At 53.5% G+C, this 25,826-nt stretch carries 17 protein-coding genes and 1 pseudogene; 1 reads left to right on the forward strand and 17 read right to left on the reverse strand.

Going from position 1 to position 25,826, the window contains the following annotated elements:
- Positions 1-10 precede the first annotated feature (10 nt).
- From PKO01S_RS08865 to PKO01S_RS08925, 13 genes and pseudogenes are all read right to left on the reverse strand, one after another.
- Entirely contained in the window at positions 11-874 is an 864-nt protein-coding gene (locus tag PKO01S_RS08865) for an RNA polymerase sigma-70 factor (protein ID WP_127530971.1), read from the reverse strand.
- A gap of 9 nt (positions 875-883) precedes the next feature.
- The gene (locus tag PKO01S_RS08870; RefSeq protein WP_127530972.1) at positions 884-2,095 is read right to left on the reverse strand and encodes an NAD(P)/FAD-dependent oxidoreductase; all 1,212 of its coding nucleotides are present in this window, start codon (positions 2,093-2,095) and stop codon (positions 884-886) included.
- Positions 2,096-2,164: 69 nt separating this feature from the next.
- Positions 2,165-2,461 (reverse strand): annotated as a pseudogene (locus PKO01S_RS08875) (GNAT family N-acetyltransferase); the annotation flags it as partial.
- Between the two features lie 130 nt (positions 2,462-2,591).
- A complete protein-coding gene (locus PKO01S_RS08880) occupies positions 2,592-3,230 on the reverse strand; it encodes a hypothetical protein (RefSeq protein WP_127530974.1) in 639 nt (212 codons plus the stop codon).
- A gap of 101 nt (positions 3,231-3,331) precedes the next feature.
- Entirely contained in the window at positions 3,332-6,022 is a 2,691-nt protein-coding gene (locus tag PKO01S_RS08885; RefSeq protein ID WP_307719827.1) for a LuxR C-terminal-related transcriptional regulator, read from the reverse strand.
- A gap of 390 nt (positions 6,023-6,412) precedes the next feature.
- Positions 6,413-7,384, reverse strand: a complete 972-nt coding sequence (locus PKO01S_RS08890) for an NAD(P)-dependent alcohol dehydrogenase (protein WP_127530975.1) — start codon at positions 7,382-7,384, stop codon at positions 6,413-6,415.
- A 148-nt stretch (positions 7,385-7,532) separates the two neighbouring features.
- A complete protein-coding gene (locus PKO01S_RS08895; protein ID WP_127530976.1) occupies positions 7,533-8,147 on the reverse strand; it encodes a TetR/AcrR family transcriptional regulator in 615 nt (204 codons plus the stop codon).
- Between the two features lie 114 nt (positions 8,148-8,261).
- Positions 8,262-8,999: an MBL fold metallo-hydrolase gene (locus tag PKO01S_RS08900; RefSeq protein ID WP_127530977.1), complete on the reverse strand. Its 738-nt coding sequence runs from the start codon at positions 8,997-8,999 to the stop codon at positions 8,262-8,264.
- Positions 9,000-9,124: 125 nt separating this feature from the next.
- Positions 9,125-10,315 carry an FAD-dependent oxidoreductase gene (locus PKO01S_RS08905; RefSeq protein WP_246070504.1) on the reverse strand — a complete coding sequence of 397 codons (1,191 nt, stop codon included), beginning with the start codon at positions 10,313-10,315 and terminating at the stop codon, positions 9,125-9,127.
- A gap of 134 nt (positions 10,316-10,449) precedes the next feature.
- A complete protein-coding gene (locus tag PKO01S_RS08910) occupies positions 10,450-11,217 on the reverse strand; it encodes an SDR family oxidoreductase (protein WP_127530978.1) in 768 nt (255 codons plus the stop codon).
- 59 nt (positions 11,218-11,276) lie between these two features.
- Positions 11,277-11,858, reverse strand: a complete 582-nt coding sequence (locus PKO01S_RS08915; RefSeq protein WP_164779542.1) for a Crp/Fnr family transcriptional regulator — start codon at positions 11,856-11,858, stop codon at positions 11,277-11,279.
- A gap of 72 nt (positions 11,859-11,930) precedes the next feature.
- On the reverse strand, positions 11,931-13,679 hold the full coding sequence (gene ilvB, locus PKO01S_RS08920; RefSeq protein ID WP_127531039.1) for a biosynthetic-type acetolactate synthase large subunit: 1,749 nt from the start codon (positions 13,677-13,679) through the stop codon (positions 11,931-11,933).
- Positions 13,680-14,504: 825 nt separating this feature from the next.
- Positions 14,505-18,155 (reverse strand): glycosyl hydrolase family 18 protein, encoded by a 3,651-nt coding sequence (locus PKO01S_RS08925; RefSeq protein WP_246070505.1) that lies wholly within the window; start codon positions 18,153-18,155, stop codon positions 14,505-14,507.
- 582 nt (positions 18,156-18,737) lie between these two features.
- On the opposite strand from PKO01S_RS08925, the gene PKO01S_RS08930 reads away from it, so the two are divergent.
- A complete protein-coding gene (locus tag PKO01S_RS08930) occupies positions 18,738-19,391 on the forward strand; it encodes a transcriptional regulator (RefSeq protein WP_127530980.1) in 654 nt (217 codons plus the stop codon).
- A 449-nt stretch (positions 19,392-19,840) separates the two neighbouring features.
- Here the strand turns inward: PKO01S_RS08930 and cysI are convergent, their stop codons facing one another.
- From cysI to PKO01S_RS08950, 4 genes are all read right to left on the reverse strand, one after another.
- Positions 19,841-21,562, reverse strand: a complete 1,722-nt coding sequence (gene cysI / locus PKO01S_RS08935; protein WP_127530981.1) for an assimilatory sulfite reductase (NADPH) hemoprotein subunit — start codon at positions 21,560-21,562, stop codon at positions 19,841-19,843.
- An 80-nt stretch (positions 21,563-21,642) separates the two neighbouring features.
- The gene (locus PKO01S_RS08940) at positions 21,643-23,502 is read right to left on the reverse strand and encodes an assimilatory sulfite reductase (NADPH) flavoprotein subunit (RefSeq protein ID WP_127530982.1); all 1,860 of its coding nucleotides are present in this window, start codon (positions 23,500-23,502) and stop codon (positions 21,643-21,645) included.
- 229 nt (positions 23,503-23,731) lie between these two features.
- Positions 23,732-24,721 carry a cell wall hydrolase gene (locus tag PKO01S_RS08945; RefSeq protein WP_127530983.1) on the reverse strand — a complete coding sequence of 330 codons (990 nt, stop codon included), beginning with the start codon at positions 24,719-24,721 and terminating at the stop codon, positions 23,732-23,734.
- A 285-nt stretch (positions 24,722-25,006) separates the two neighbouring features.
- Positions 25,007-25,825, reverse strand: a complete 819-nt coding sequence (locus PKO01S_RS08950; protein WP_127530984.1) for an ABC transporter permease — start codon at positions 25,823-25,825, stop codon at positions 25,007-25,009.
- Between the last annotated feature and the right edge of the window lies 1 nt (position 25,826).

Genomic DNA, 25,826 nt, shown 5'->3' on the forward strand with positions numbered 1-25,826 from the left:
TCGTGTGCATTCACGCGTGAATGCGTGCCAGCTTATCGGGGTTACGGACGATATAGATGCTCTGCAGCATTCCATCCCGCACATCGGCGAAGACGACGTTGGTTACGATGCCTTGCTGTACGATGGCCATCCCGGTCTGTCCGTTCATCGGCAGCATCTCGATTGCAAAGCCGCCTTCCTTGCCCGCTTCTTTGCTCATGATGCCAAACAGGAACTTCGCCACTTTCTCTCCGGAAACGATCGGATTGATTGCCGCGAACACTTTGCCGCCGCCGTCCGTAAGCAGTACGGCATCGTCGGCCAGCATGGACAAGACGGTCCCGACTTCTCCGTTAGACAACGCGGCGAGAAATCGGTTCGCCCACTGCTCTTCGACGGCTGCAGAACCGATCAGTTCTTCCTCCGCGATCCCCATTTTGCCTCTCGCACGGCTCATCAGCTTCCGGCAATTCGCCTCGCTCTTGTCGATCAACTCCGCAATGGCAGCATAATCGAATCCAAGCGCTTCCTTCAACACGAATACAGCCCTCTCGTCAGGAGACAACCGTTCAAGCAGAACGAGCATCGCATAGGAGAGCAGGTCGCGCTGCTCAACGGTTTCATAGCCGTCCTCCGCAGCGGTCATAACCGGCTCAGGCAGCCACGGACCGATATACTGCTCCCGCTTCATGCGGGCCGATTGGAGCTGGTCGAGACAGCGGTTCGTCACCATTTTGCATAGATAGGCTTTCGGCTCTGTCAACCGCTGCGGATCGATCGTCTGCACTTTCACGAATACGTCATGCACAGCGTCCTCCGCATCGGCGGCAGTCCCCGTCAACTGGTAAGCCAGACGGAATAACAGCCCCTTATATTGTTCGTATAAATTCATGATATCGCCTCTTTATTCAATGGGCTTGTTATTGCCGGTATGCAGCATGCTGGCGTAATTCCATACGAATGATTTGACCCGGAAGGCCAGCTTGCCTGTGATGATCATATCGAGCCCCCATTTGCGAGTCCAGACGAGCCCACGGCTCGGCCCTAGTCCGATCGTGAATGACGGGACCGTCGACTTGCGGTGCGAAGGAGCTGGACGTCCGGCCAGATCAGCGCATAGAATGCGGCCCAGCCGGCCCGCTTGCGGGATTGCTTCCTTGCACGTCATACTATCCGTAAGACCCGATGCCGGGTCGATAATATGAGCGCAGTCGCCAATGCTGTATACGCCGGGCCGTCCTTCCACGCGGTAGCTGCCGTCAACGATGACGCTCCCTTGCGCCGTAAGCGGCAAATTCATCCCCCGCAGCACCGGATTCGGCACGAGCCCCATCGTCCACACCGTCAGCCCGACACGCATCGGCTCGCCTCGGGTTAGCGTCAGGCTGCCGTCCTGCTCTCGCACCGCCTGCGTCCGGTGATGAACCGTTACGCCGCACTCTGCAAGAAGCCGCTCCAGCTTGCGGCCGACCTTCGCCGGCGCTTCACGGAACAGTCTCTCGTGCGTGTTCAACAAGTGGACCCGAACATCCATCGGATTCAAACCGTGACGCACCGCTTCATCCTTCATCGCATAAGCGAGTTCGGCGGCTGTCTCGATGCCGGTAACGCCTGCTCCTGCGACCGCTGCGCTCATTAGCTGCTGCTTGCTTGCCGAATGCTCGCCGCTTGCTGCCAGCTTCATATTGCGGCGCCACTGCTCTCCGATCCGTTCGGACGATTGCGGGTCAGTCAGCGCAATGCCACCTGCCCCCGCCTCCGGTCGCCGCGCAACGCTGCCGACCGCGACGACCAATACATCGTACGCTAGCTGTTTGCCGTTTCCTTCGGCATCCTTATAATAGAGCTGCTTGGCATCGCCATCGATATGCTGCGCCGCACCCTGGATGATCTCCGTCCCGTCTGGCAATACCCGCTGCCAAGGAACCGTAATTTCGTTCTCGCCTACCGCTGGTTTGAACAACAATACTTTGCGCAGATGGGCCGGTAGCGGGTCAAGCAGAACAAGTCTCAGCCTGCGGCCGGACTGCTCCTCCTGAACCGACTTGCGGATAGCCTTCAAAGCATGAATCCCTGCATAGCCGCCGCCGACAACAATACACGTCATTTCTTTCATCGTATCCTCTCCCTCATTTTGTTCTGCTCATAGAACGGGGAGGGGGGCTTTTTTGTGACAACAGACTATTTAAAACTTAAAATACCAAAATATTGCGTACTCGCCTGCCGCCGGAGTGTTGGAATATAGCATCGTATCGACTGCGCCAATGACGAAACCGTTCTTGGCATAAAACCGGCATGCCTGCACATTCACGTCCTGCGTCTCCAACATAAGCCCCGCATATTTATTTTCCTTGGCCCATTCTAGCGCCTGCCCCATCAACGCCCGGCCTACGTTTTGGCCTCTCCAAGCATTCGCAACTCCAATATCCTCGACTACGACATACCCGTTCCAGTTCGAACGCAGCCTTATCCGCCCTATGCATGCGTCATTCTAACGATCATAGCCCATTCTCCTATATAGCGGTATGCGACAACTAAAAAGACGGCTCTTCAACTTCGTGAAGAACCGCCTTCTTGATGCTCATTACTATTGTCGGATTGTCGGATTACTGCTATTCCTGAGCCGCTTCGTGGTCATCCTTGATTTTGTACAAGGCTTGCAGCACCAAGTCGGAAGGATCGCGGTTCATCAGAATGAACGTCGCGAGCAGATTGATTGGAAAAGCGCATACATTGTTGCCGTCAACAATCGACGGGAACCCGGCTTCGAACACGGGACCTTGCTCTTGATGCCAGCTAAGACCCGCATGAACTTGCTCCGGTTCGAATTCTTCGCGAACAGCCGCTATGCATTGCGGAACGAGCACATTGTCAATCATCGCTTTCGCTTCATCTTCGCTTGCCGGCGGTTTAGGCAACAGTCTTCCGCCTTCCGTCTTCATCATATCGACGAAGAAAGATGCCATCCACTGTGCCGGATTGCTTCCACCCTGGAATTGCGAAATTAGCTCGTGCAAAAAGAAACCGCATACATATCCGTTGTTCGAAGAGTCCTTCACTTGATAAACAAATACCGGACCGTAGACTTCTTGGTTCAACACTTGTCCTTCGACGTTGTCGAAATGCATTTGCAAAGCGGTGAGGCCGTTATGATGAACTGCCTTCACCAATTCGGCAAATTTCTCGGAATTGACTTCCTCATTGGCTTCTTGATTGCCATTGACTTCTGTGTTTGTCGTCTCTTTGTTCATCGTCTGCTTCACCCGTTATCTATCTTATCACCCGTTCGTTTGTACAGTCTAGTCCACGTTGCATAAAGTTCGATACAAATATTAGGCAAACGACAAAAAAACTATAATAATCCCAGCTGACGGGCGCGGGCAACCGCCTCCGTGCGCCGTTTCACCTGCAGCTTGTCGAAGATGGTCCGGATATATCCCTTGACCGTACTGAGCGCAAGAAAAAGCCGTTCGCCAATCTCATGATTGGAAAGTCCTTCGGCAATGAGCCGCAGCACTTCCAGCTCGCGTTCGCTAAGCGGATCGATCAGCGGCTGTCCAATCGGCGCCCCGCTGCTGCGGAGCTGTCCTGAATTGGCCGGTTGGACCTCGGCTTGCCCGCTATTCATGCTTGCGAGCAGCCTTCCGGCATACTCCGGCATGATGCCGCTGCTAATTGCTTCGCGGAGCAGTGCGGCCATCGGTTCTCCTTCCTCGGTGAACGTGCGGACGAAGCTTCCATGCCCTAACGTCAACGCTTCGCGGAGCAGCTGCAGCGCTGGCCCATTAGACTTGAGTTGAGAATGGGCTAGGCTCTGCAATACGGTCGCTCTTAGCCGTATATCCGCCCATCCCTTCTTCTCCGCCTGCTCGCCAAGCAGATCAAGAAGTGCAAGCGCAGCTTCAGCATCGCCTTGCACGAGCCGCAATTTCGCCTTGCTCATGGGAGGCAGATCATGCCCTTCGGCCATTGCGGATGCAGCCGCAATATCGCCTTGATGAAGCAGCGCAAGCACTTGAACAGCAGCCCAGTCTTGCAGCCGGTTCACGAATTGGTGCTGCTTAATGAAATGCTCCGATTTCGCCAGCAATGCAACCGTTTCAGCTAACTGCCCCCGGGCCAGTGCCAGCCGGGCTAGAAATAATTCACTGGCAACGAACCGGTCTGAACGGTCAAGCTGCCTGGAGAGCTGCAAGCTTAATTGTCCGTGATGTTCCGCCCGCTCCATATCGTTCCATTCATAATAGATCCGGGCCAGACCCAGATGCGCTTCGCAAGCCACAGGGATTGGCGGCTCGCCTGCAAGCTCTAGTACTTTCCGGTATGTGTCAACCGCAAGCACGAGCTGATTATCCGTTTCCTGCACGCTTCCAAGACCGATCATAGACAACACTTGGATGAGAGTATGCCCGATCCTCTTGCTGATCGAGGCTGCTTCGGTATAAGCTCTGCCAGCCGAGGCGCGATCCCCCTGCAGCTCGTAAGCGCAGCCCAGCGTCCAGATCGTCGAAGTGCGGACCGGCAAATTAGTTGGACGCAAATATTCGAGCGCACGCTGCGACTGGGCTATAATCGTCTCAGGCCGCTGCTCGCTGACGGCAATCGTTGCCCGGATCGCGGCAATATGGCCGATCAAATCCTTCATATCTTCGTCTGGAGAATGGATTTCGTCAAGTACCGCCTCAGCGGTATGAAGCAGCTGCTGAACTCGCGCCACTTGTCCCGCCATTAACAGAACCGAAGCGGACATCACGCATAAAGACGGCCTTGACTCCAATTCGTCCTCCGATAGTGAGTGGAGCCAATGAAGCACTGGATTTATCACCCCGCGAAAATGAAGCGGAAGCCCTCGGCCTTCCATCAATCGGGCCGCTCGGTCTATGTCGCCGGCTGATGCAGCGTGAAGGAACGCTTCCACTTCCAAGCCGTTGTCTTCATACCAGCGGCTGGCCCGGCTATGCAACTCTGCTGTATGGATCCCGCTGTCGGCCTGCGCTGCACGCTGCCGCAGCAACTCAGCGAACAGATGATGATACCGGTACCATTGCCGCTCATGATCGAGCGGGACAAGAAACAGATTGGCGCGTTCCAGATAAGCAAGCGTTTCGGAACCCGCGGCTGTGTCAGCATCCCCCGCAACAGCGCTGCACAGCGGTCCGCACAACCGGTCCAGAACAGAAGTATGCAGCAGAAAAGATTGAACGCTGACGGGCTGTTTGCGAAGCACTTCCTCCATTAGATAATCGAGAACGAAACGGTGGCTGCCAGTGAACGATTGAATGAATCCCGCTGCATCTTGATGCCCTTGCAGTGACAGAGCTGCCAGCTGCAGCCCGGCAATCCAGCCTTCGGTCCGCTCTTCAAGCAGCTCGATGTTGTGCGGAGCTAGTCGGAGGCCCATTACCCCGTTCAAGAAACCGGTTGTTTCGGAGAGAGTAAATCGAAGGTCGTCTGAGCGCAGTTCCGTTAGCTGATCCCTCACACGCAGAAGCGGCAGCGGCAGACGCGGATCGTGTCTTGTCGTCATCACGAGATGCATGGACGGAGGCATCCGCTCGATAAGCATCGCGAGCGCCCGGTTGATCAGGTTATCCTCTATGACGTGGCAATCATCCAGCACAAGAATGAAATCGTTCGGATAGGCAATGATAGGGTGGAGTATGGCTGTCACAATCGATTCGACTGGCGGGGAATGCGAACCTCGGAGCACATCAAATATGCCTTCGCTAAGGTCTACTCCGATCGACTGCAGCGCAGCTAGGAGTCCTGTTAGAAATCGCACGGCATCGTTATCGCCCTCATCCAGAGACAACCAAGCAGCCGGCCGGTTAATTCCGGCAAGCCACTCGCTGACAAGAGTCGTTTTACCGAAACCTGTAGCAGCCGACACAAGAGTCAGCTTGCGGTGGAGTCCCTCGTTCAACCGCTGAATGAGATGAGGCCGAGCAACGACTTTGGGCCTAGAAGGCGGAATATATAATTTCGTGGATACAATAGGTATCGTCATATCTCCATTATAAGGAAGGCGATTAAAAGCCGTCAATTCACGAAACTTCCCCGGCCCCGGGCTCTTGCAGAAATAAAACGCAGCCTTGATCATGGATTCAGGCTGCGTCCAATATGCTTATCGGTATGTCGGGTTTAGCGACGGATAAGAGACCTTACGGGTCTCTTATTCGGAGCGATAGCCTGATGCGGGCGAATTAATGGGCTTGAAAGGTCGCTTAATTCGCACAATCGATTGGATTTGGCGAGTACGCAGGCACTTAAGTTACCATTGGGAGCGCTTATTTACTGGTATGTCGGGTTTTACCACGAGTAAGAGACCTTACGTAGGCCCGTAGTAGTCCGGTAAACGAACGATCATTAAGTCAGATTTTCTGCTCTATCCGCCCGGCGAGCGCCGGGCATGTATCTCACTCCTCAATAGAGACTACCGCACCTTAATGACGACATTTCCCTTCTTACGCCCTTGATCCACATAACGATGAGCGTCCGCGATTTGTTCGAGGGAATAATGTCTGTCGATGACGGGCTTCAATTGGCCCGCTTCGATCAGCCCGGCAAGAAACTGAAGATCTTCCGGCCTCTCCGTCGATACGCCGCCGATCACCTTCTTGCCGCTCGTCACCGTTGTCCACATCCCTCGAAGCACATGCGAAGCAGACATGACGGCCTGACAATACGTCCCTGTATCGGTCAATGAGCTTACACATAATGGATAAGGACTCTTGCCGACCGTATCAAAAATAATAGAATACCGCTCGCCGCTCCCTATAGTCTCCCCTCTCGTGTAATCTATGACCCGATCGGCTCCGAGCGACCGTACCAACTCAACATTGGCGCTGCTGCATACACCTGTCACTTCCGCTCCAAAATATTTGGCAAGCTGGACGGCATAAGAGCCAACGCTGCCGGAAGCACCATAGATGAGCACCTTGTGTCCGCTCTGAATATTGCCCCGCCGTAGGAAATGAAGCGCCGTAAGCCCTCCCACCGGGACGGCTGCCGCTTCCTCGAACGAGAGCCCTGCCGGCTTGATCGCAAGCGCCGACTTTTCCGGAAGGCAGCTGTATTCGGCATAGGAACCGAAAGCGAAACCAGCTGAACCGAATACGTGATCCCCTTCTTTAAACCGCGTAACGTACCGGCCGGTCTGCTCGACGACACCAGCAAGCTCTACGCCGAGGATCGGCTTTCTTGGCTTCGTGAAGCCGAGAGCGAACCGCATCGGAATTTTGAACATCGGCGGAGGCGAGAAACCCCGTACACGGCAATCTCCTGCTGTAACCGTTGTCGAGTAGATTTGAATACGAACTTCATCGTCCTTAAGAGACGGTTTCTCGACTTCCCGGAGCTGAAGAACTTCCGGTCCCCCATACTTTGTGCATACGACTGCTTTCATGTACATCCTCCACCACTCTATTTGCGTCTAGTATATAAGCAGCGGCATCTAGTTCTGTAGATACTTAAGTATGGATTTCCGATGGATTTTGATTTGCGTATTCGTTTCCCTGCTGCGGACAGAAAAAATCCTGCTCCATGAGCAGGATTCATCGTTCTCTTCCATTCTCAACGCCTGATTGGATTAGCTTCAGAACTTGCTCGAGCCACTCATCAGCCGCTGTAATCGTTTCTGGCTTGAACAACAAACAGTACAAGTACGCGCCGCTGACTAGGTCAATAACGGTTTCTTCATCCGCGTCTTCCCGTATTTCGCCTCTCTGTTTGCCCCGCCTGATAATCTGCTTATAGGCTGCACGCCTCGAGGCGATGAAACCGTCCTTGTACTGCTCGATAAATTGGCGCTGATCGAGCATGCCGGCCAGCATTCGATGAGCAGAGCTTGAATGGATGCCGAACCGTTCACCAAGCGCGGCAAGCATGCTGCCCAGCAATTGCTGCAAGTCCGTCAATGCACTGCCCGTATCCGGTACTTCCGTCTGCTGTGATGCAAAGCCGAATGCGTCTGTAATAAGCGCCTCTTTCGTTTCCCATCTGCGGTAGATCGTCGGTTTGCTGACCCCGGCACGGACCGCCAGCGTATCCATGCTGAAGCTGTATGCCCCGAATTCCAACATTAACTCTCGTGCCGCATTCAGAATCGCTTCATCCGCTTGCTGGCTGCGCGGCCTTCCCGGCTTCCGATTGGATAGATGTGCGCTCACCTTTATGTGCTCCTCGACTGGAAAATGATTACGTTACTGCATCGTAATCAAATATAAAGGTTTTAGTATTGTATTGCAAAACAAATGTAGCATATATAAGCCTATCGTTAACTCTTACAGCGTCAACGTCTCGTTCGTATTCAGCACGGCAAGCTCGACCCGATCTTGCGCCGCCGTCTGCAGCCGATCGAGCAGATTCGGCGTTTCATGGTAGATGGGCGGATGATGAATCGCACGGAAATGGATCGGGATCAATGCCTTCGCCTCTAGGACGACCGCCGCAGATACTGCTTGTTCCGGCGACATTGTAATCGGTTGTCCGCTCGGGCGCATGCCAGGGAACTGGACAACTGCTGCATTCACCGGCAGACAGACTGCATCGAACGGCCCGTATTCGCGTACGATTTTCCACCAATAGCCGTGCCACAATGTATCTCCGCAATGGATCAATTGTTTACCGCCGCTCTGCACAATCCAAGAAATCTGCGGGTCGCCAACGCCGTCTACGGAATAGGAAGCTGCAACGGTTATCGAGCCAACTTGAATCGTGTCGCCGACCGAGAAGCCTTGAAGGCCTGACAGATTGCTGCCCTCTGCAAACTTCAAGGATTGGTTCGACATATAAACCGGAACATCAGCACCGTAAAATTCGGCTATCGCTTCCGGATCGAAGTGATCCCCATGATGGTGTGTAATGAGTACGGCATCGACTGGTCCGAATTCAGAAAGCGGGAACAATGGCTCATGCGATTGGTCGAACTTGGACGGAAAATGAAACAACGGATCAATAACGACGCTTGAATTGCCGGATTGAATACGTATGCCTGCCCATGGAAGCTTTTGTACGATCATTGCGATCAGCTCCTTAATATATTTACTACACGGTATCGTAATTATATTATGAAGACTGGAAGCGAATGTCAATATGGGAGGCGTAATTATTTCGTAAAACCGTCCGTCTACGAGCTGAAGTCCGACTATTCGTTCTGTTGCGGTTGCAGAGCTTGCGCATGGTACTCATCAAATTTGCTTTTCAGGTTGGCCGCGGCATGCTCGGAAAAAATAAGCTGAAGATTGTCATCCGATTCTTTCGCAGACCAGGATGAATATGCGTACATTTTGTTCTCGTAGACTTCGATCGCGGTATTCAAATCGGGCTTACCCGCAATGGCCAGCGCAAGTTCCATCGCATCTTGCATTGCCAGATTGACCCCCTCCCCTGCAAAAGGAGACATCAAGTGCGCCGCATCGCCGATCAGCGTCACGCCAGGCTTGCGTTTCCACTGAAGTCCGACCGGCAGCATATAAATCCGCCTTGGGAGGATCGTATCGCTGGCGCAGCGGATATAATTTTGGAACGCCTCGTCCCAATCGCTGAATAACGCCAGCAGTTGCCGCCGCGCCTCATCCGGCTGATGGAACGGAATGCCGCATTGGTCCAACCAATCGCGGTCCGCTCTGAAGCTAAGATACACTTTGATTCGCCCGTCTCCGTTCAATTGTCCCAGAATCGCCTTATGATCGCCGAGACCGAACATTTTGCCGCGTGCGTTGAAGGCTGCCACTTCCGGGTGCGCCTTCGCATCGACATTTAACTCCACCATGCTTAAACCGGTATATTCAGCCGTATGTTCCGTAAGAAGCGGACGAACGCGGGAGAACGCGCCGTCTGCTCCGACGACAAGATCAACGGTATCGACAAGCCCGTTCTCGAACCGAAGCTCATGCTTGCCGTCTGCAAGAGGAACGGCTTCAATCAGCTTACAGCCATAGCGGATGATGCCTGGATCAAGTGCGCCAAGCAGCAGGCTGCACAGCTCTCCGCGGTCGATTTCCGGCCGTTCTCCTTCCGCCTCTTCATCTGCCGTCTCGTCCATATAAATGTTCCCCGTTTTATCTAGAAGACGGAAATCTTCGCCTTCGTACCGGGCAATCGACTGGAACTGTTCATACAGACCCGCTTCCTTCAGCGCCAATTGACCGGAATCCTCATGAATATCCAACGAGCCGCCTCTTCCAGCGTTCGCATCGATCGGCTCGCGTTCATACACAACGGATGGAATGCCATTTTTTTGCAAAATAAGCGCTAGCGTCAGCCCGCCTGGGCCGCCTCCGATAATCCCGATACGCTGCCCAGCTTTTGCCGTTGTTGGTGTTGTTGTCATCATAACCAGCTCCTTGATTTCGTTTGTGTTGATCAACTGCATTCAATGTACCAGCCTTATTTAAACAGAATTTAAATAATCCGCGCCTGATTGCGGGATAATAAAAAACACATCCTCGCGGATGTGTTTTGCCGGTTTCAGCTGTTCTTAAGAACAGCCTGAGCTACAGACGGAGCAAGCCGGTTCAGCCAGCGGAGCAGCTTGACCTTGCCGATCGGAATCTCGAGCCGGTCCAGGACGTAATAAGTCCAAAATTGCTCAGCGAGCTGATCCGGCGTTATTTTGCCCCGGCCTCTTCCTTTCGTCATCTCCGTATCCACAATGGGCGGAATGATCTCGAATACGCGAATATTCGTCTGTTCCAACTGATAACGGAGCGCTTGCGTGAACAGATGGATGCCCGCCTTCGTTGCGCAATAGACAGGTGCACTCTTCTTCGGCGTAAGCCCGAGCCCGGACGAGACGTTGACGACTGCCGCTTCATCTTGACGGGCGAGCAGTGGCAGCAAGGCTGCCGTAAGCTGCACGGGCGCTATAAAATTGACATGCGTCTCTTCGGCAATACGGTTATGCATGGCTTGCTGCATATCTTGTTTTTTATCATCAGCTGCGTTGCCGGTTAGGAAAGAATAATTGTATTGAATGCCTGCATTGTTCACCAGCACGCTAAGCTTCGGATGTTCATCATACAGCCTGTTCACAAGAACAGAGACCTCCGCTTCCGAACGCAAATCGCATCCATAGGCGGAGATGCCTGAATCGTAAGCCTTCGCATTCCCCAGCTTGCCAAGGTCTCTCCCTGTAATAATAACTTGGTTGCCGCTTCGGACGAACTGCTTGGCCAATGCCAACCCGATCCCGGCTGCACCTCCCGTAATGAGAACCGTATGCCCAGACTTATTCATAACACAATCTCCCCTTTCTTATGCTCAGTGTAGAGCAGAAAGAGGAGATTGAAATTAACCTAGGTTAACCGGCGGCGAATCCGGCTTAACGCAACCGGCGTGATGCCCAGATAGGATGCAATATGATATTGGGGAATCTGCTCCGCTACATGTCCGAATTGTTCACTGAACAGCCGATACCGCGCCTCAGCAGGGAGGAGCAGCAGCTCCCGTTCGCGTTTCTCCTTCTGAATGAACATCCGCTCTGCGATGATGCGGCCCAGCCTCTCCCAGCAAGGATGACGATCGTACAACGTCTGATAATCCCGGTAACGGAACGTCAGCAGTTCCCCGTCCGAGAGCGCCTGAATCGAGAAGAAGGACGGCTCCCGAAGCAGCAGCGAGCTGTATGAAGCGATCCAATCGCCTTGGCCGCAAAAGCTTTTGTTATACTCGTCCCCTTCCTTCGTCGAGTAATAAAGCCGGAACAGACCGCTTGCGACAAAACCGACCGAATCTGCCTCTTCCCCCGCGCGAACGTAATGCTCTTGCTTGCGAATTCGCTCATGAACGAGCATTGTTCGAAAATGGCACCATTCCTCAGACGGAATGGACACGACCGATTGCAGCTTGGATGCCAATAGTTGTTCGATTTTTTCCATCCTCATCATTTCTCCGGAGCATAGCGCCATTCCTATTCGCAATTCCCATGATTGCCAAGAAATTTTGTACAATTATTCGAATTCACCTAATATCATCTCGTTGAGCGCGGAGCCGGCCAATACCATCGGATATACATTCTCATCCGTCGGAATTTCAAACTCGACGAGCACCGGCCCGGCCGTCTGCAACGCTTCCTTCCATACGCGGACCGCCTCTTCCTTGCTGCTGGCCCTTAGCCCTTTGATACCGTATGCTTCCGCCAACTTGACGAAATCCGGACTGCCTGCCAGATCGATCTGGCTGTAATGACGGTCGTACATAATTTCTTGCTGCTGCCGGACCATGCCGAGAACGCGGTTGTTCAGTACGACGATTTTGACCGGCAGTTCGTGCAAGGCACAAATCGCAAGCTCCTGTGCGCACATCTGCATGCCTCCATCCCCGTTGACGGATACGACGAGCCGGTCCGGATTGCCGATCTGAGCCCCTATCGCCGCAGGGAATCCGAAGCCCATCGTGCCGAGTCCGCCTGAAGACAACAGGGAACGCGGATGATTGAATTTGTAAAATTGGGCGACCCACATTTGATGCTGTCCGACGTCCGTCGTCACAATGGCATTGCCCTGCGTCTGTTCGTGAATCATCTCCAGTACGAACTGCGGCTTGATTACAGTATCCGAATCGTCATAACGGAGCGGATGCTCTTCCTTAAACCGGTCAAGCTGCTCCAGCCAACCGCGGCGGACAGCGGACAGATCCGGCTTTGAAGCCGCTTCGGCAATTCGCATATTCGCATGAGCAAGAACCTCTTTAATGTCGCCAACGATTCCGATGTCCGTCTTGACGTTCTTGCCAATCTCAGCCGGATCGATATCAAGATGGGCGATCCGCCGCGCATTCGGCGCAAAGCCGCTTACGCGCATCGTAAGCCGGTCATCGAACCGAGAACCGATCGAGATGATCAGATCGGCGTTCTGAATCGCCATATTCGCTGCATAATTGCCATGATGCCCCGCCATGCCGAGCGAGTGCGGATGCGCGCTTGGGAAGCCGCTTAGTCCGAGCAGCGTCGACGCAACCGGGATATGCGTTTCATTCACGAATCGGATCAGTTCTTCGGAAGCGTCCGAATGGACAACGCCAGCTCCCGCGATAATTAGGGGCCTCTCAGACTCCGCTATCGCTTGGAGCAGCTGATCGACTAACGAAGCATCTACCTTCGGATTAGCATCATAGCCCCGAATCGGCTGCTGTCCGCTAACAGGCTCATAGCTCATGGATGCATTCGAGACATCCTTCGGAATGTCGATCAGAACCGGCCCCTTTCTTCCTGTGCCGGCAATGTAGAATGCTTCGTGCACGATCCGCGGGATATCTGCTGCATCACGAACCGAATAGCTGTGTTTTGTAATGGGCATCGTCATGCTGATAATGTCCGCCTCTTGAAAAGCGTCCGTTCCAATTAACGTGGTCGGTACGTTCGCCGTAATAACGACAAGCGGTATCGAATCCATGTAGGCGGTAGCGATTCCCGTAATCAGATTCGTTGCTCCCGGACCCGACGTTGCAATACATACGCCAACTTTGCCCGTAGATCTGGCATAGCCGTCAGCAGCATGCACAGCTCCCTGCTCATGCCTCGTCAGAATGTGCTTGAACTCGGAATTGCCGGCCATCGCATCATAAATATATAAGGCACTGCCTCCCGGATAACCGAATACCGTCTCTACGCCTTCCGCCAGCAGGGCGTGAAGAAGCGCTTCTGAACCGGTCATTTGTTGCTCCGGTTTACCGCTTGGGGCGTCGTGATGTGTTGTCATCGAACGTATTTGATTTTGTTCCATTTCGGGTACCCTCCTCTTATCCTTAACACAATAAACCCCTTCCTCCCTCTGGACACAGTTATTGTGCCCATAGGGACGAAAGGGGTTATTTTTCGCGGTACCACCCTGGTTCGCCGAACATCTTGCGATGTCCGGCCTCTTGAGGTAAGGGGCGACCTTACCTGCAGCACATTAACGTGTGCTTCTCCGGTTGAGCCTATTTGCCTGAACTTTGCCGTTATGGTTACGATTGTTCGGCTTTCGGTCAACAGCTCCGAGATGACCGCATGCAGCGCCTAAGGCAAAGGTTGCACCATTCCCCTTCGCTCTCTGTGCATAAGCTGACTGCCGCTATTTCTCATCATCGCTAAACATATAAAAACCCCTCTCATCCCACGACAAAGCATACGCTGTGTCATAGGGACGAAAGGGGTAAATTTTCGTGGTACCACCCTGGTTTGCCGGCGATCTTCCGATATCCGGCCTCAAGAGGCAAGGGGCTTCCCTTACCTGCAGCACATTAACGTGTGCGATTCGGTTGAGTCTACTGGCCTGAACGACAGGATGAGCGCTCTGCTTCGTTCGGCTTTCGGTCAACAGCTCCGAGACGACTTATACAGTGCTTACGGCAAAGGTCTCAGCGTTTCCTCTGCTCTCTGAACGCAAGCGGGTCCGTACGTGGTTCTCTTCATTGCTTAACAATTTTTCCTATGATAACATGCCGGGAGGCCGTTTTCAAATCAAATTTGAATGTTCATACAGAAAATGCAGAATGCAGACTGCTCCGGAAGGAGCCCTGACATCCTCCAGGGCGGTTCTGTATTAATTCGCTAATCCAGCGAACCTCAACACCTTCATGACGAGTACGGCAGCTTGCGCTTTGGTCACGTTCGACTTCGGAGCAAGCTTATCTGCCGACACCCCCTTCATAATACCCTGTTCGACGAGCAGCGCGACCGCTTCTTTCGCATATCCCGACACGGCCCCTTGATCTGCAAAACGGTCCAATGCCGCAGACGAAGCCTGCTGTTCCTTGCCGGCATACGCCAGTGCTTTTGCAAGCATTACCGCCATCTCTTGACGGGTAACGGCAGCATCCGGATCGAATACGTCAGCGCTTCTGCCATTCACAATTCCTGCTTCCTTCGCAGCAGCGATGTCGGCAGCATATGCGGAATCTTCTGCTACATCTTTGAAAGCCGATGACGAACCGTCCGGCACGATTCCCATTGCCCTGACAAGTAATGTTGCCACTTCCGCGCGTGTCAGTTCGCGGGAACCGCCGAACGTACCGTCTGCTTCAGCCTGTACGATCAGCCTTGCGGCAGCCAACTCGACATCCTTTTGCGCCCAGCCCGCTATTGCGTCCGTAAACGACGCGTCCGTCTTCACGATGCCATACACGCTGTTTCCTTTGCGCAGCAAATGTACCGTTACCGTTCCGCCGGCGTTATGAACGAACACGACCGGCACCGGTCTCAGCTCGTTGGACTCCGGCGAGTAGACGAAGCCTGCAGCCTTGCTTTCCTCGATATTTGTCCCTTTTACAACAAAGGAGTGTGTGATATAGCGATCTTCTGCCGTATTCACATCGCTAAAAGTACCGTCCTCATTCTTACTCTCAAGCTTGAACGAAATCGGCGTTGCAAGCGCCGTGTAATCTCCCTCTGCGAGCAGCTTCGCCCACTTCGCCAGTTCCGATTCGCTCGGCGCCCCGATCGTTAATCGAACATCCGCAGAAACCGGCAGCTCCGCGACCGGGATGCTGAACTCGAGGCCGTTCCAACGAACGGTAAGCGCACCGTTCTTATCTTTGGCAGAGATTGCAGCTATAACTTCCTTCGGAACAGCCACTTCCGCTTGCTTCCCTGCGCCATCCACCACGATCGGGAATGCCGGGTTCGCGGAGTCCTTAATTGCTTTCAGAGCCGCATCCGCAGGCAGACTGACAATCAGCTTGTCGCCTTCTTTTACAATTCGCGTCTCCAGCCCTTCCTTCGCCGGCTTCTCTTCCACCGGACTAGTCGGGCCGACTGGACCTGTCGGACCTGTCGTCACAACCGGAGCCGCATTCGTCTTCACCGCGAGCTCGTCGCTGAATCTTGACACATTGCGCAGCACGTCGCCTTCCCGCTCAACGGCGAGCACATTGAGGGCGTAACTCGTATCCGCGGTAAGACCGCTGATCACAAGCTGCGTGTCTGCCGTCTTCCCAACATACGTATGGCCAACATACACTTCATATCCTGTCGCCCGCTCGACGGCATTCCATTTCACTGCCAGCGTGCTGCTTCCGGCAGATACGAGCGCAAGTGACGAAGGAGCAGCAAGCGCATCCGCATCCGCCGTCCCGTCGATCGGCAAATCGTGCGCAAGCCGCGTCGTCAGCGTCCGGTTGCGGTCGCCGCTAATTTCCCAGCTCATAACGCCCGGCAAGTCCAGCGATTTCACGAGCGAAGAGATATACATCATCGACGACTCATCGTTATACGTAAGGAATACTCCGTTATCCGCGTTGTACAAATAAGCAGCTTTGGATGCTTCGTTCCAATGCTTCACGTATCCGTCATGTTTCAAATAATTTTGCTCAATGTCGGTATAATCGAAAGCGCCGTTCTCCCATGTGCCGAAAGGCGTCGCGCCTTCGCATGTCTGGTACTGGCCGTCTGCCGGACAGCCGATCCAGCCCTTGCCGTAGAACGGAATGCCGAGATTGATTTTATAATTCGGCACGCCTCCGTTCAGCTCGCCCGTCACGCCGCCCAGCACATGATTGCGAGGTGCCGTGTCTTGAGGATGGGCAGGGTCGTAATAGAGCGGTGAGTTATGATGGGCCAGCTTATCCCAGCTGCCGCTGTAGTCGTACGTCATAATATTAATATAATCAAGATAACGGGACGATTCGCCCAGACCGGAGTTCGCGACGAAATTATCGCCTTGCCCTGCCGCTATCGTCTGCAAATAATATTTGCCGTCCACTGAACCTGCCGCATCCAATGCTTCACGCACGGTCTTCGCCATTAGCAGGAAGTTCTCCCGATCTTCAGGAGCCCGCGAATTGTCGTCTTCGCCGCCCTCCACCGGATACTCCCAGTCGATATCGATGCCGTCGAGCTTATAGGCTCTCAGGAAATCGACGACGGAGTTGGCAAACGTGCGGCGTGTCTCTTCCGTGCTGGCCATATTCGAGAAGTTGTTAGACCACGACCAGCCGCCGACGGAAATAAGCAGCTTCAGATGAGGATTCGCATCACGAATCGCTGCCCATTCCGAGAAGAGCGCCGGGTCTGCCGCCTCGTCGCCAACGATCATCTCACCATCGAAAACGTAATCCTTCTGCAGCGGGATATTCTCATTCTGGCAAGCGGCAGCTCCTGATCCGAAGCCTCTCCAGCACAGATCTGAGAAGGCGAAGTTCAGATGGGTAACCTGAGACACGTCCACTGCCGAAGGCTTGAAGTTCCGCCCCGTCTCGCTGGCAGACCAGAGCGTATAGTACGACACGATGTTGTAATCTGCACCAGGCACGACCGTAATTGAAGCGCTGTCCAGTGACCGCCACAACTCATTTTTCGCCACGACTTTAAACGAATAGGCATGTCCCTCTACGAGCGATGTTGCAGCAAAACGGTTCTCATTGCTCGAACCGATCAATGAGCCGTCCGCATAAATATCATAGCCGGTCGCGCCCGGCGTCTCTGCCCAGCCTAGTGATACGGCCGAGCGCGTTGCCGTTACCGCTTGTACATCACGCGGTGCAGCCAGCTCGCCCCACGTAATCGTAACGGCGTTGCTGTTCGCCGACGTCTTCGGCAAGTTCTGGGCTGCTACTTCGAACTTGTATACGGAGCCCGTCACTGTCGCTTCTGCCGGAAGCGAGTAGGTAATGGTATTCGAGCCGTCCCATACGCCTTGTTTCCATGCTCCGTTCACATATAGATCGTAGCCGTTCGCGCCCGGAGTTCCCGTCCATGCAAGCGACACGCTGGATTCCGTAATGGCTGTCGTATGCAAATGGTGAGGAGGAGCTAGCGGCGGTTCGGGATATTCGCTCGTATCCGATGCGGTCGTAAATTCGAGTACATTGCTTTTGTAATCAAGCGAAGGCCGGTCGGTAAACCACGTAATATAGATGCGGTACGTCGTTTCCGGCAATAAACCGCCAATCGTCTGGTTATTGCGGTCACCCCACGTGACCCACGCGTTCGTATCCGCATTCCAGATGTCGATATCGTTGTTATTCGTTTCGTCACCGACCATATCCCAAGCAATTTTGGCCGTATTGTGCGTAATTAAATCGTTGCCATTCTCGTCTTGAGCAATCCGCAAATTAGCAGGCCCCGTCTTGGCTGGGGTCCCGCCGCCTTCTTCCGCGCTGGCGCTTGGCACGATGGATAACAGACTGATCAACAATACGAATACGAGGCAGATCGGAATAGCCGTTCCTTTGTTTCTCGTCATCGATAAGTTCAATCGGTTCACCTCTATCTGAATTAGTAGGCAGACATTGAAAGGAAGACAAGCGTCATCGGGCAGGATTGAATTGGAGGTTGCCTGGCAAGATGTGATCTTGGAAGTGACCTGGGAAGTGATCTGAGAGGTGATCTGGGAGAGAAGGAAGCTGTTCGAGTCTACTATAAGGTGCAATTAAAGCGTATTTCTGGTGTAGCTTAAGAGCTGTTCGGGATTCATCACCGCCATTTCATTTGTAGCAACATTGTAAAAATGTTCTTTGGAAATAATAATGGGCTATATTTTCTTTCGCGTTAAGGTGGACAAATCCATTATGGAGGGGGAATATAATTTGTCGAAAATTGCTTTCAGCAGGATGTAATCCCAGTTACAATAACGCACCGTTTTGGACACCAGATCAATGAGCAACACTACGAGTCGCGGATAGTACGTCGAACTCGCCCCATCCAAAATGTAACCCTATTGCCGAATAGGGAGCCACGAGCTACAATGAATGTAAATCGGCTGTGAAGCACACGCCGCTTCGATACTTTGTATCGGGGCGGCTTTTTGTTTTTTTATAAGGCCTGGGGGTGCGGTGGTATGAGAAAATTCGAGCAGAAGTGCAATGAATGGATCGCGGAACAAGTGCGGCAAGAAATGAACCCAAGAAGGCGTGAGCTACTGGAGAAAGGACTAGGGCACGGCACGGTGGAATTTGTTCGTACCATCTGGTTCCCCGTTGTCGGCAATTTCGATCGACTGTACCCGGAATGGGAAGTTCGCGATGCAAATAACGGGTATCGTTACATCGATCTCGCCTTCATCCCAAGTCACAGCGTCAAAGGCGGAATTGAAATACAAGGCTACGGATCGCACGCACGAGATCTTGATGTGAGACGTTTCAAAGACTTGTGCTGGCGGCACTCTATGTTGGCTCTTGATAACTGGCTGTTTCTCCCGGTTGCTTACCCCTCCATCATCGAAGAACCGAAGCGATGCCAGCAATTGATCTTGTCCTTTATCGGTAAATTAATTGCGGCAGACGTCCCCAAGGGATTGAATTGGCTCGAAGCCGAAACGATTCGTTTTGCAAGACGGCGGTTCCGCCCTTTTGATCCGGCGGATCTTGCCGAACATTTGCGGGTAACCATTCCACATGCTCGGCGAATCTTGCACAGCCTTGTGGAATCCGAGTTGATGGGCGTTGCAAGCGGTAAGAGCCGGTATCGAACGTATGTATTACGAACCGAGTAACTCTGTAACTCACTTACGTGCCAGCTCTAACGAATCCAGGAGCGCTTATTCTGGCATAATCAGCACGTTTGAGTTTCTAACGAACTCAGGAAGCGTTATTTGCACCATTTCGGTGGCTTTCAGGTACGATTGAGCAAAATAGCGTCGCTGGAGTTCGTTAGATTTGTTTTTAGTGCATTTTCGCTGAAATAAGCACGCTACGATTCGTTAGCGCAGACGTTTCTGGCGGTGCAGACGTTGCGAATATTGCGGATGTTGCGGACGTTGCAAACACCGCAAAAAAGCGAAGCAGACGGCTGCGCACCTAGACACGCTTCGAGTTATTAGCGAAGCAACCCAGTCGGGTCAGCTGGAGCGGATGGCGCAGCAGCACTCTCATCTTCCTAGTCCTGCGCATCCAAAACAAAAAAAAGCGGTGCAGAGACAAGCTCTGCACCGCCCTTAAGCGATTACTCGTGGAAATTCGTGCCGTCCGTTACTTCTTTAACATAGCCAGCGCGGATAACGAAATCGCCGAAGTGCTCGCCTTCGTTGCGCTCCGCTGCGTAGCGGTTAATGATTGGCGTCAGCGTACCGATAATTTCGTCCTCGCCGATGTTCTCGCGGTACAGCTTGCTCAGGCGGTCGCCGGAGAAGCCAGCGCCCATATACATGTTGTACTTGCCTTGCGCCTTACCGATGAACGAAATCTCGCCAAGCGCTGGACGTCCGCAGCCGTTCGGGCAGCCCGTCATCCGGATGTTGATTTCTTTATCGCCCAGACCCGCTTGCTCCAGAATCGGCTCCAGCTTCTCGATCAGCGTCGGCAGATAACGCTCAGCTTCCGCCATCGCTAGGCCGCACGTTGGCAATGCTACGCAAGAGATTGCGCTGCGGCGAAGCGCCGAATAGTTCGTACCTTCCTCGACGCCGTGTTCCTTCAGAATGGCAGCGATTTTGGTCTTCTTCTGAGCAGTCGCATTGGCGATTACCAGGTTCTGATTCGCCGTCAGGCGGAAATCGCCCGTATGGATCTTCGCGATCTCGCGAAGAGCTGTTCTGAGCTTATTGCCTTCCGAGTCAACGACACGGCCGCCTTGAACATATAGGTTCAGATTCCACTTGCCGTCCTTGCCTTTAACCCAGCCGTAACGGTCTCCCGTATGCTCGAAATTGAATTCGCGCGCAGGAGCAAGCTCCCAGCCAAGACGGTCATGCAGCTCGTCTACGAACCAATCGAGGCCGTGGCGGTCGATCGTATATTTGAAGCGCGCATATTTCCGTACGGAACGGTTGCCATAGTCGCGCTGAATCGTAACGGTTTTCTCTGCTACATCGAGAATTTGGTCTGGCGTTACGAAGCCGATGACTTTCGCAAGCTGCGGGTACGTAGCCGTATCGCCATGGGTCATGCCCATGCCGCCGCCAACGCAGACGTTGAAGCCGACGAGCTTGCCGTCTTCCACGATCGCGATGTAACCAAGGTCCTGCGAATAGACGTCAACATCGTTAGAAGGCGGAACAGCGATACCGATCTTGAACTTACGAGGCAAATAGACTTTGCCATAGATGGGTTCAACTTCGCCTTGTTCCTCAGCACTGTCTACAACCTTCTCGCCATCGAGCCAGATCTCATGGTATGCAGGAGTCTTCGGCGCGAGATGAGACGTCAGCTTCTGCGACCAGCCGAACACTTCGCTATGAATGTCCGATTGGTAAGGATTCGGGTTGCACATGACGTTACGGCTAACGTCGCCGCAAGCAGCCAATGTCGTCAGCATCGCATCATGGATTTCTTGAATCGTCTTCTTCAAGTTCCATTTCAGGACGCCGTGCAGCTGGAACGCTTGGCGCGTCGTCAGCTTGAGACTGCCCGTACCATATTTGTCTGCCAATTCGTCCATGACGAGCCATTGCTCAGGCGTCGAGACGCCGCCCGGCGTTACAACGCGAAGCATGAATTGATAGTAAGGCTCGAGCTTTTGCTTCTCACGCTCGTTGCGGTAATCACGGTCGTCCTGCATATAGCTGCCGTGGAATTTCAGAAGGCGGTTGTCGAGCTCCGGCAAGCCGCCCGTAATCCGGTTCGACAGTGACTCGACCAACGATCCGCGCAAGTAGTTACTTTCTAGTTTCAGGTGTTCGACGTCGCTCGGCGGTCCGCCGACCGGCTGTACTTTTGTTTTTGCCATTAGTGCTGATCGCTCCTTAGCCCACTTTGATGGGAACATGCAGTGTACTACATTTATTGATATCGCTCTTGCTCAAGCGATTAATAGACGTCGCGTTGGTAACGGCCTTGCTCTTGCAGTTCGGACAGGTAGGCTGCTGCCTCTTCAGGAGACTTGCCTCCGAATTGTCCAATGATCGAGATAAACGCCGCTTGTACGTCATGAGCCATATGCTTCTCGTCGCCGCACACATACACATGCGCGCCGTCTTGCAGCCACTTGTACAGCTCTTGTCCGTGCTCAAGCATCCGGTGCTGTACGTATACTTTCTCGTCCGAATCACGGGAGAAGGCAACTTCCAGCTTCGACAAAACGCCGTCCTTCAACATACGCTGCCAGTCCGTCTGATACAGGAAGTCCGTTACGAAATGGCGGTCGCCATAGAACAGCCAAGTCTTGCCTGCTGCGCCCGACTCTTCGCGCTCTTCCATGAATGCGCGGAACGGTGCAACGCCCGTGCCAGGACCAACCATGATAACCGGCGTATCCGGATTGACCGGCGGTTTGAAGTTCGGGTTCTGCTGAATGAAGATCGGCAGCTTGTCGCCTGCTTGCAGACGCTCGGATGTATAGACCGAGCATACGCCTTTGCGCTCGCGGCCGTGTGCTTCGTATTCGACCTTCCGAATCGTCAAATGCACTTCTTCCGGGTGAGCATTCAAGCTGCTCGCGATCGAGTACAGACGCGGCGGCAGCTTGCGGAGCAGCGTTGCAACGTCCTGCGCCTTGAGCGTCCATGGCGCGAAGTCGCGAAGCAGATCGAGCAGATCGCGGCCGTTCATGTACGCTTTCAGCTCTTCTTTGTTGTCCGGTTTCACCAGTTCAGCAAGCTTCGCATTGCCAGAGAAAGCAACGGCTTTCTCAAGCAGCGGCTTCGTCAGCACCGTAATTTCGTAATGGTGCGTCAGTGCTGTACGCAGCGAAGCCGTCTCTCCCGCTTTGCCAGCCGGAACCGCTTCCTCTGCATTCCAGTTCAGGACCGCAATAATCTCTTCGACGAGGGAAGGATCGTTCTGCGGGTATACGCCTACTGCATCGCCTGGCGCATAAGTCAGACCGGAGCCTTCGAGCGAGATCTCGAGGTGACGCGTCTCGCGGTCAGCGCCGCGGCCGTTCAGGTTCAAGTTCTCGAGCACTTCCGCCATGAACGGATTCGCACGCGTGTACTCCGATTCAGCCGCAGCGGAAGCTGCGCCTGCTGCCGGTGCAGCAACTGCAGTTGCCTGCGATGCAGCCGGTGCTGCCGTTACCGCAGTGCTGACTGCCGACAGCCAGCCGGCCGCCGCATCTTCGAAATCGACGTCGCAATCGACGCGGTCCACGATGCGCTCTGCGCCAAGCTCGGCGAGGCGGGCATCGAAATCTTGGCCTGTTTTGCAGAAGAACTCATACGACGTGTCGCCCAGCGCCAGAACGGAGAACTTCGTTCCTTCCAGCTTCGGAGCGCGTTTGCCATTGAGGAATTCGTAGAACGTCATCGCATTGTCCGGCGGGTCGCCTTCGCCATGCGTGCTTGCTACGATGAACAAGTAAGGCGTTTCTTTCAGCTTGTTCGTTTTATATTTGTTCATAGCCGACAGCGTTACCTCGAAGCCTTGACCCTTCAGCTTCTCTGCCAGTCGACCGGCAAGACGCTGCGAGTTGCCCGTCTGCGATCCGAACAGAATCGTCGCTTCGCGCGGCAATTGCGGTACAACTGCTGCCGCCGGCGCAGAAGCAGGTGCTTCCAGCACGGCACCGCTAGCCAATTCCGATACGGCTGCACTTACATTGCCTGCACGATAAAAGGTCAAAAATCCATTCAGCCAATTTACTTGAGATTCCGTCAAAGTCGGGAGCAGCTTATTCAGCAGTTCTGCCTGCTCGCTCGTGAACGGACTATTCGTCACTTGAAGTTGCAACTACATCCACCTCGCATCAATCTGTAAAAATCCGACTAGGTTACTGTGCTTTTTATACTACCTTAATACTAACCCAGTCCAGCGCAACGTTCAACGACTTCGTCGATATTTGTCTATAATATATTTTATAAAAAGAATTACTTTTAGTTATAAAGCAGCGAATTGGCAGCCGATACCACTCGAAACCCGCTGAAATCAACAAAAAACACGCCCCGGAGGGCGTGTTCTGTTACTTCGCAAAGCTGTGGCTGCCAATCGTGACGACGACGTCCAGTCCGTCCCAGAACGGTCCGCCCGATACGGCGGGATTGAAGAAATAGACCGCGTCCTTGACGTTATTCTTCCCGTTGAGCGCATCCTTAGCCGCACGCTGAGCGGTTGCATTCGGCTTGCTCTTATCCAGCAATCCGTTGTGAGCCGGCGGGAACTGCTTCCCGGAATAAATAACGCCGCGGATCGTATCCGGAAACCGCGAGTCGTTCACCCGGTTCTGTATGACGTTGGCGATGGCCAGCATACCTTCGTACGATTCGTTGCCCGCTTCCACCATCGTAATCTTCGCGAGCAGCGCCAGATCCGATTCAGTGAACGATGGCGCCGGGTTGTCGAGGAACGAAGGGATAATCACTTTCAGCTTCGCACCTGATTTGATCTTCGTCTTGCCGTCCAATCCGTTACGCTTCAGCAGCTCCGTCTTGTCGATGCCGAAATCCTTGCTGATCTCGTCCAGACCGCGCTCATCCGTAACCGTCTCAGGAAGTACAGATGCCAGCTCAGCAACGTCCGATGACGTCTTCCAGTTCAAATCCGCATGAAGCACATCGGCCAATTGACGAAGCGGCACATACAGTCTTCCGTCGTTCGTGAATGGAAGCGCATCCATCCGATAGCGTACTTCATTGAAATATACGACCGGTACCCCGTTGCCGAAAACAGCGGTATCGTTCAGTGCTGTATTTAAGGTGAGTTCTTCATTATCACTGTCCCAGCTGACATTCGCTCCAAGCATCCTAGCGATAGGAGCAACTGGCACATAAGTTCGGCCATCCCGAACGATTGCCGAGTCGGACAGCTTCACTTTCTCGCCGTCCAGTGTAATCGATACGCCCGCTGCATTGTCTGCTGCGGACACGACCGCAAGCGGTCCTAAACAAAGCAAAAACATTCCTAGCCCTATCATGCAAGTAAGTCTTCTAATCAGCTTGCTGCCTCTGATCATGCGTACCTCCTAGCGAAAATATAGGTTTCGGCTTTCTGGCTAGGCAAATTGTACCACATAACATTGCAGATAAATCATTAACATTTTCACAGAATCCGTTCACTTTTCACATAAGAGTTTGTCCAGCAGCCTTGTCAGCCGATCATTTTGCAGCGCGGTTATAGCATTCCCAGCGCTTTGAACCAACTTATTCCCACCTCCTAAAGTTGCATGCTATTGGACCTAATCACAGCAAAAAGCCTGCAGAATTATTGCGTTCTGCAGGCTTGAATCCACTTCAGCTAACTAGGTACGGCGCATATAGGCACGAACGGTGAGCGGTGCGAAGATAACGACGATGGCAAGCGCGCCGATCAGCGAGTAGACAATTTCAGAGCCGATATGGCCGGTATTCACCATTTCCCGGACTGCGGAGACGAGATGCGAAACCGGGTTAATATTGACGAACCATTGCAGCCAGTCGGGCATCGTATCGACCGGTACGAACGCATTCGACAGGAACGTAAGCGGGAACAGCACGAGCATCGATATGCCCTGTACGCTGGATGCCGTCCGCGCGATGACGCCGAAGAAAGCGAAAATCCAGCTGACCGCCCACGAGCAGGCGATGACAAGAATCCCGGAAAGAGCAACGTAGCCAAAGCCGCCATCAGGCCGGAAGCCCATAATATAGCCCATCCCGAATGTGAGCACCGTTGCTATCGTATAGCGAATCGTATCCGCCAACAGCGCACCTGCCAGCGGAGCAACACGAGCGATCGGCAGCGATTTGAAACGGTCGAATACACCTTTGTCCATATCCTCGCGCAGCTGCACGCCGGTTACAATCGACGTACTGATCACAGTCTGCACCAGGATGCCGGGAATAATGACAGGCAAATAGCTTTGCACATCGCCGGATATTGCGCCGCCGAAGATGTACGTGAACATCAGCGTAAAAATAATCGGCTGCAGCGTAACGTCGAACAGCTGCTCCGGCGTACGCCGGATTTTCAACAATCCCCGGTATGCCATCGTAAGCGAGTTCCGCACCGATTGGCGGAAGCTCGTATATTTTCTGAGCGGGCGTTTGCTTACCCCTGTTTTAATTGCCGTACTGTTCATC

Source organism: Paenibacillus kobensis NBRC 15729 (genome assembly GCF_004000825.1).
Taxonomy (GTDB): Bacteria; Bacillota; Bacilli; order Paenibacillales; family Paenibacillaceae; genus Paenibacillus_T; species Paenibacillus_T kobensis.

Excerpts from the sequence above, each read along its gene's own strand:
- PKO01S_RS08915 (WP_164779542.1), bottom strand. The coding sequence starts at position 11,858 with ATGGAAAAAATCGAACAACTATTGGCATCCAAGCTGCAATCGGTCGTG.
- PKO01S_RS08900 (WP_127530977.1), bottom strand. The coding sequence starts at position 8,999 with ATGATCGTACAAAAGCTTCCATGGGCAGGCATACGTATTCAATCCGGC.
- ilvB (WP_127531039.1), bottom strand. The coding sequence starts at position 13,679 with ATGACAACACATCACGACGCCCCAAGCGGTAAACCGGAGCAACAAATG.
- cysI (WP_127530981.1), bottom strand. The coding sequence starts at position 21,562 with ATGGCAAAAACAAAAGTACAGCCGGTCGGCGGACCGCCGAGCGACGTC.
- PKO01S_RS08910 (WP_127530978.1), bottom strand. The coding sequence starts at position 11,217 with ATGAATAAGTCTGGGCATACGGTTCTCATTACGGGAGGTGCAGCCGGG.
- PKO01S_RS08930 (WP_127530980.1), top strand. The coding sequence starts at position 18,738 with ATGAGAAAATTCGAGCAGAAGTGCAATGAATGGATCGCGGAACAAGTG.
- PKO01S_RS08945 (WP_127530983.1), bottom strand. The coding sequence starts at position 24,721 with ATGATCAGAGGCAGCAAGCTGATTAGAAGACTTACTTGCATGATAGGG.
- PKO01S_RS08950 (WP_127530984.1), bottom strand. The coding sequence starts at position 25,825 with ATGAACAGTACGGCAATTAAAACAGGGGTAAGCAAACGCCCGCTCAGA.
- PKO01S_RS08870 (WP_127530972.1), bottom strand. The coding sequence starts at position 2,095 with ATGAAAGAAATGACGTGTATTGTTGTCGGCGGCGGCTATGCAGGGATT.
- PKO01S_RS08880 (WP_127530974.1), bottom strand. The coding sequence starts at position 3,230 with ATGAACAAAGAGACGACAAACACAGAAGTCAATGGCAATCAAGAAGCC.
- PKO01S_RS08890 (WP_127530975.1), bottom strand. The coding sequence starts at position 7,384 with ATGAAAGCAGTCGTATGCACAAAGTATGGGGGACCGGAAGTTCTTCAG.
- PKO01S_RS08905 (WP_246070504.1), bottom strand. The coding sequence starts at position 10,315 with ATGATGACAACAACACCAACAACGGCAAAAGCTGGGCAGCGTATCGGG.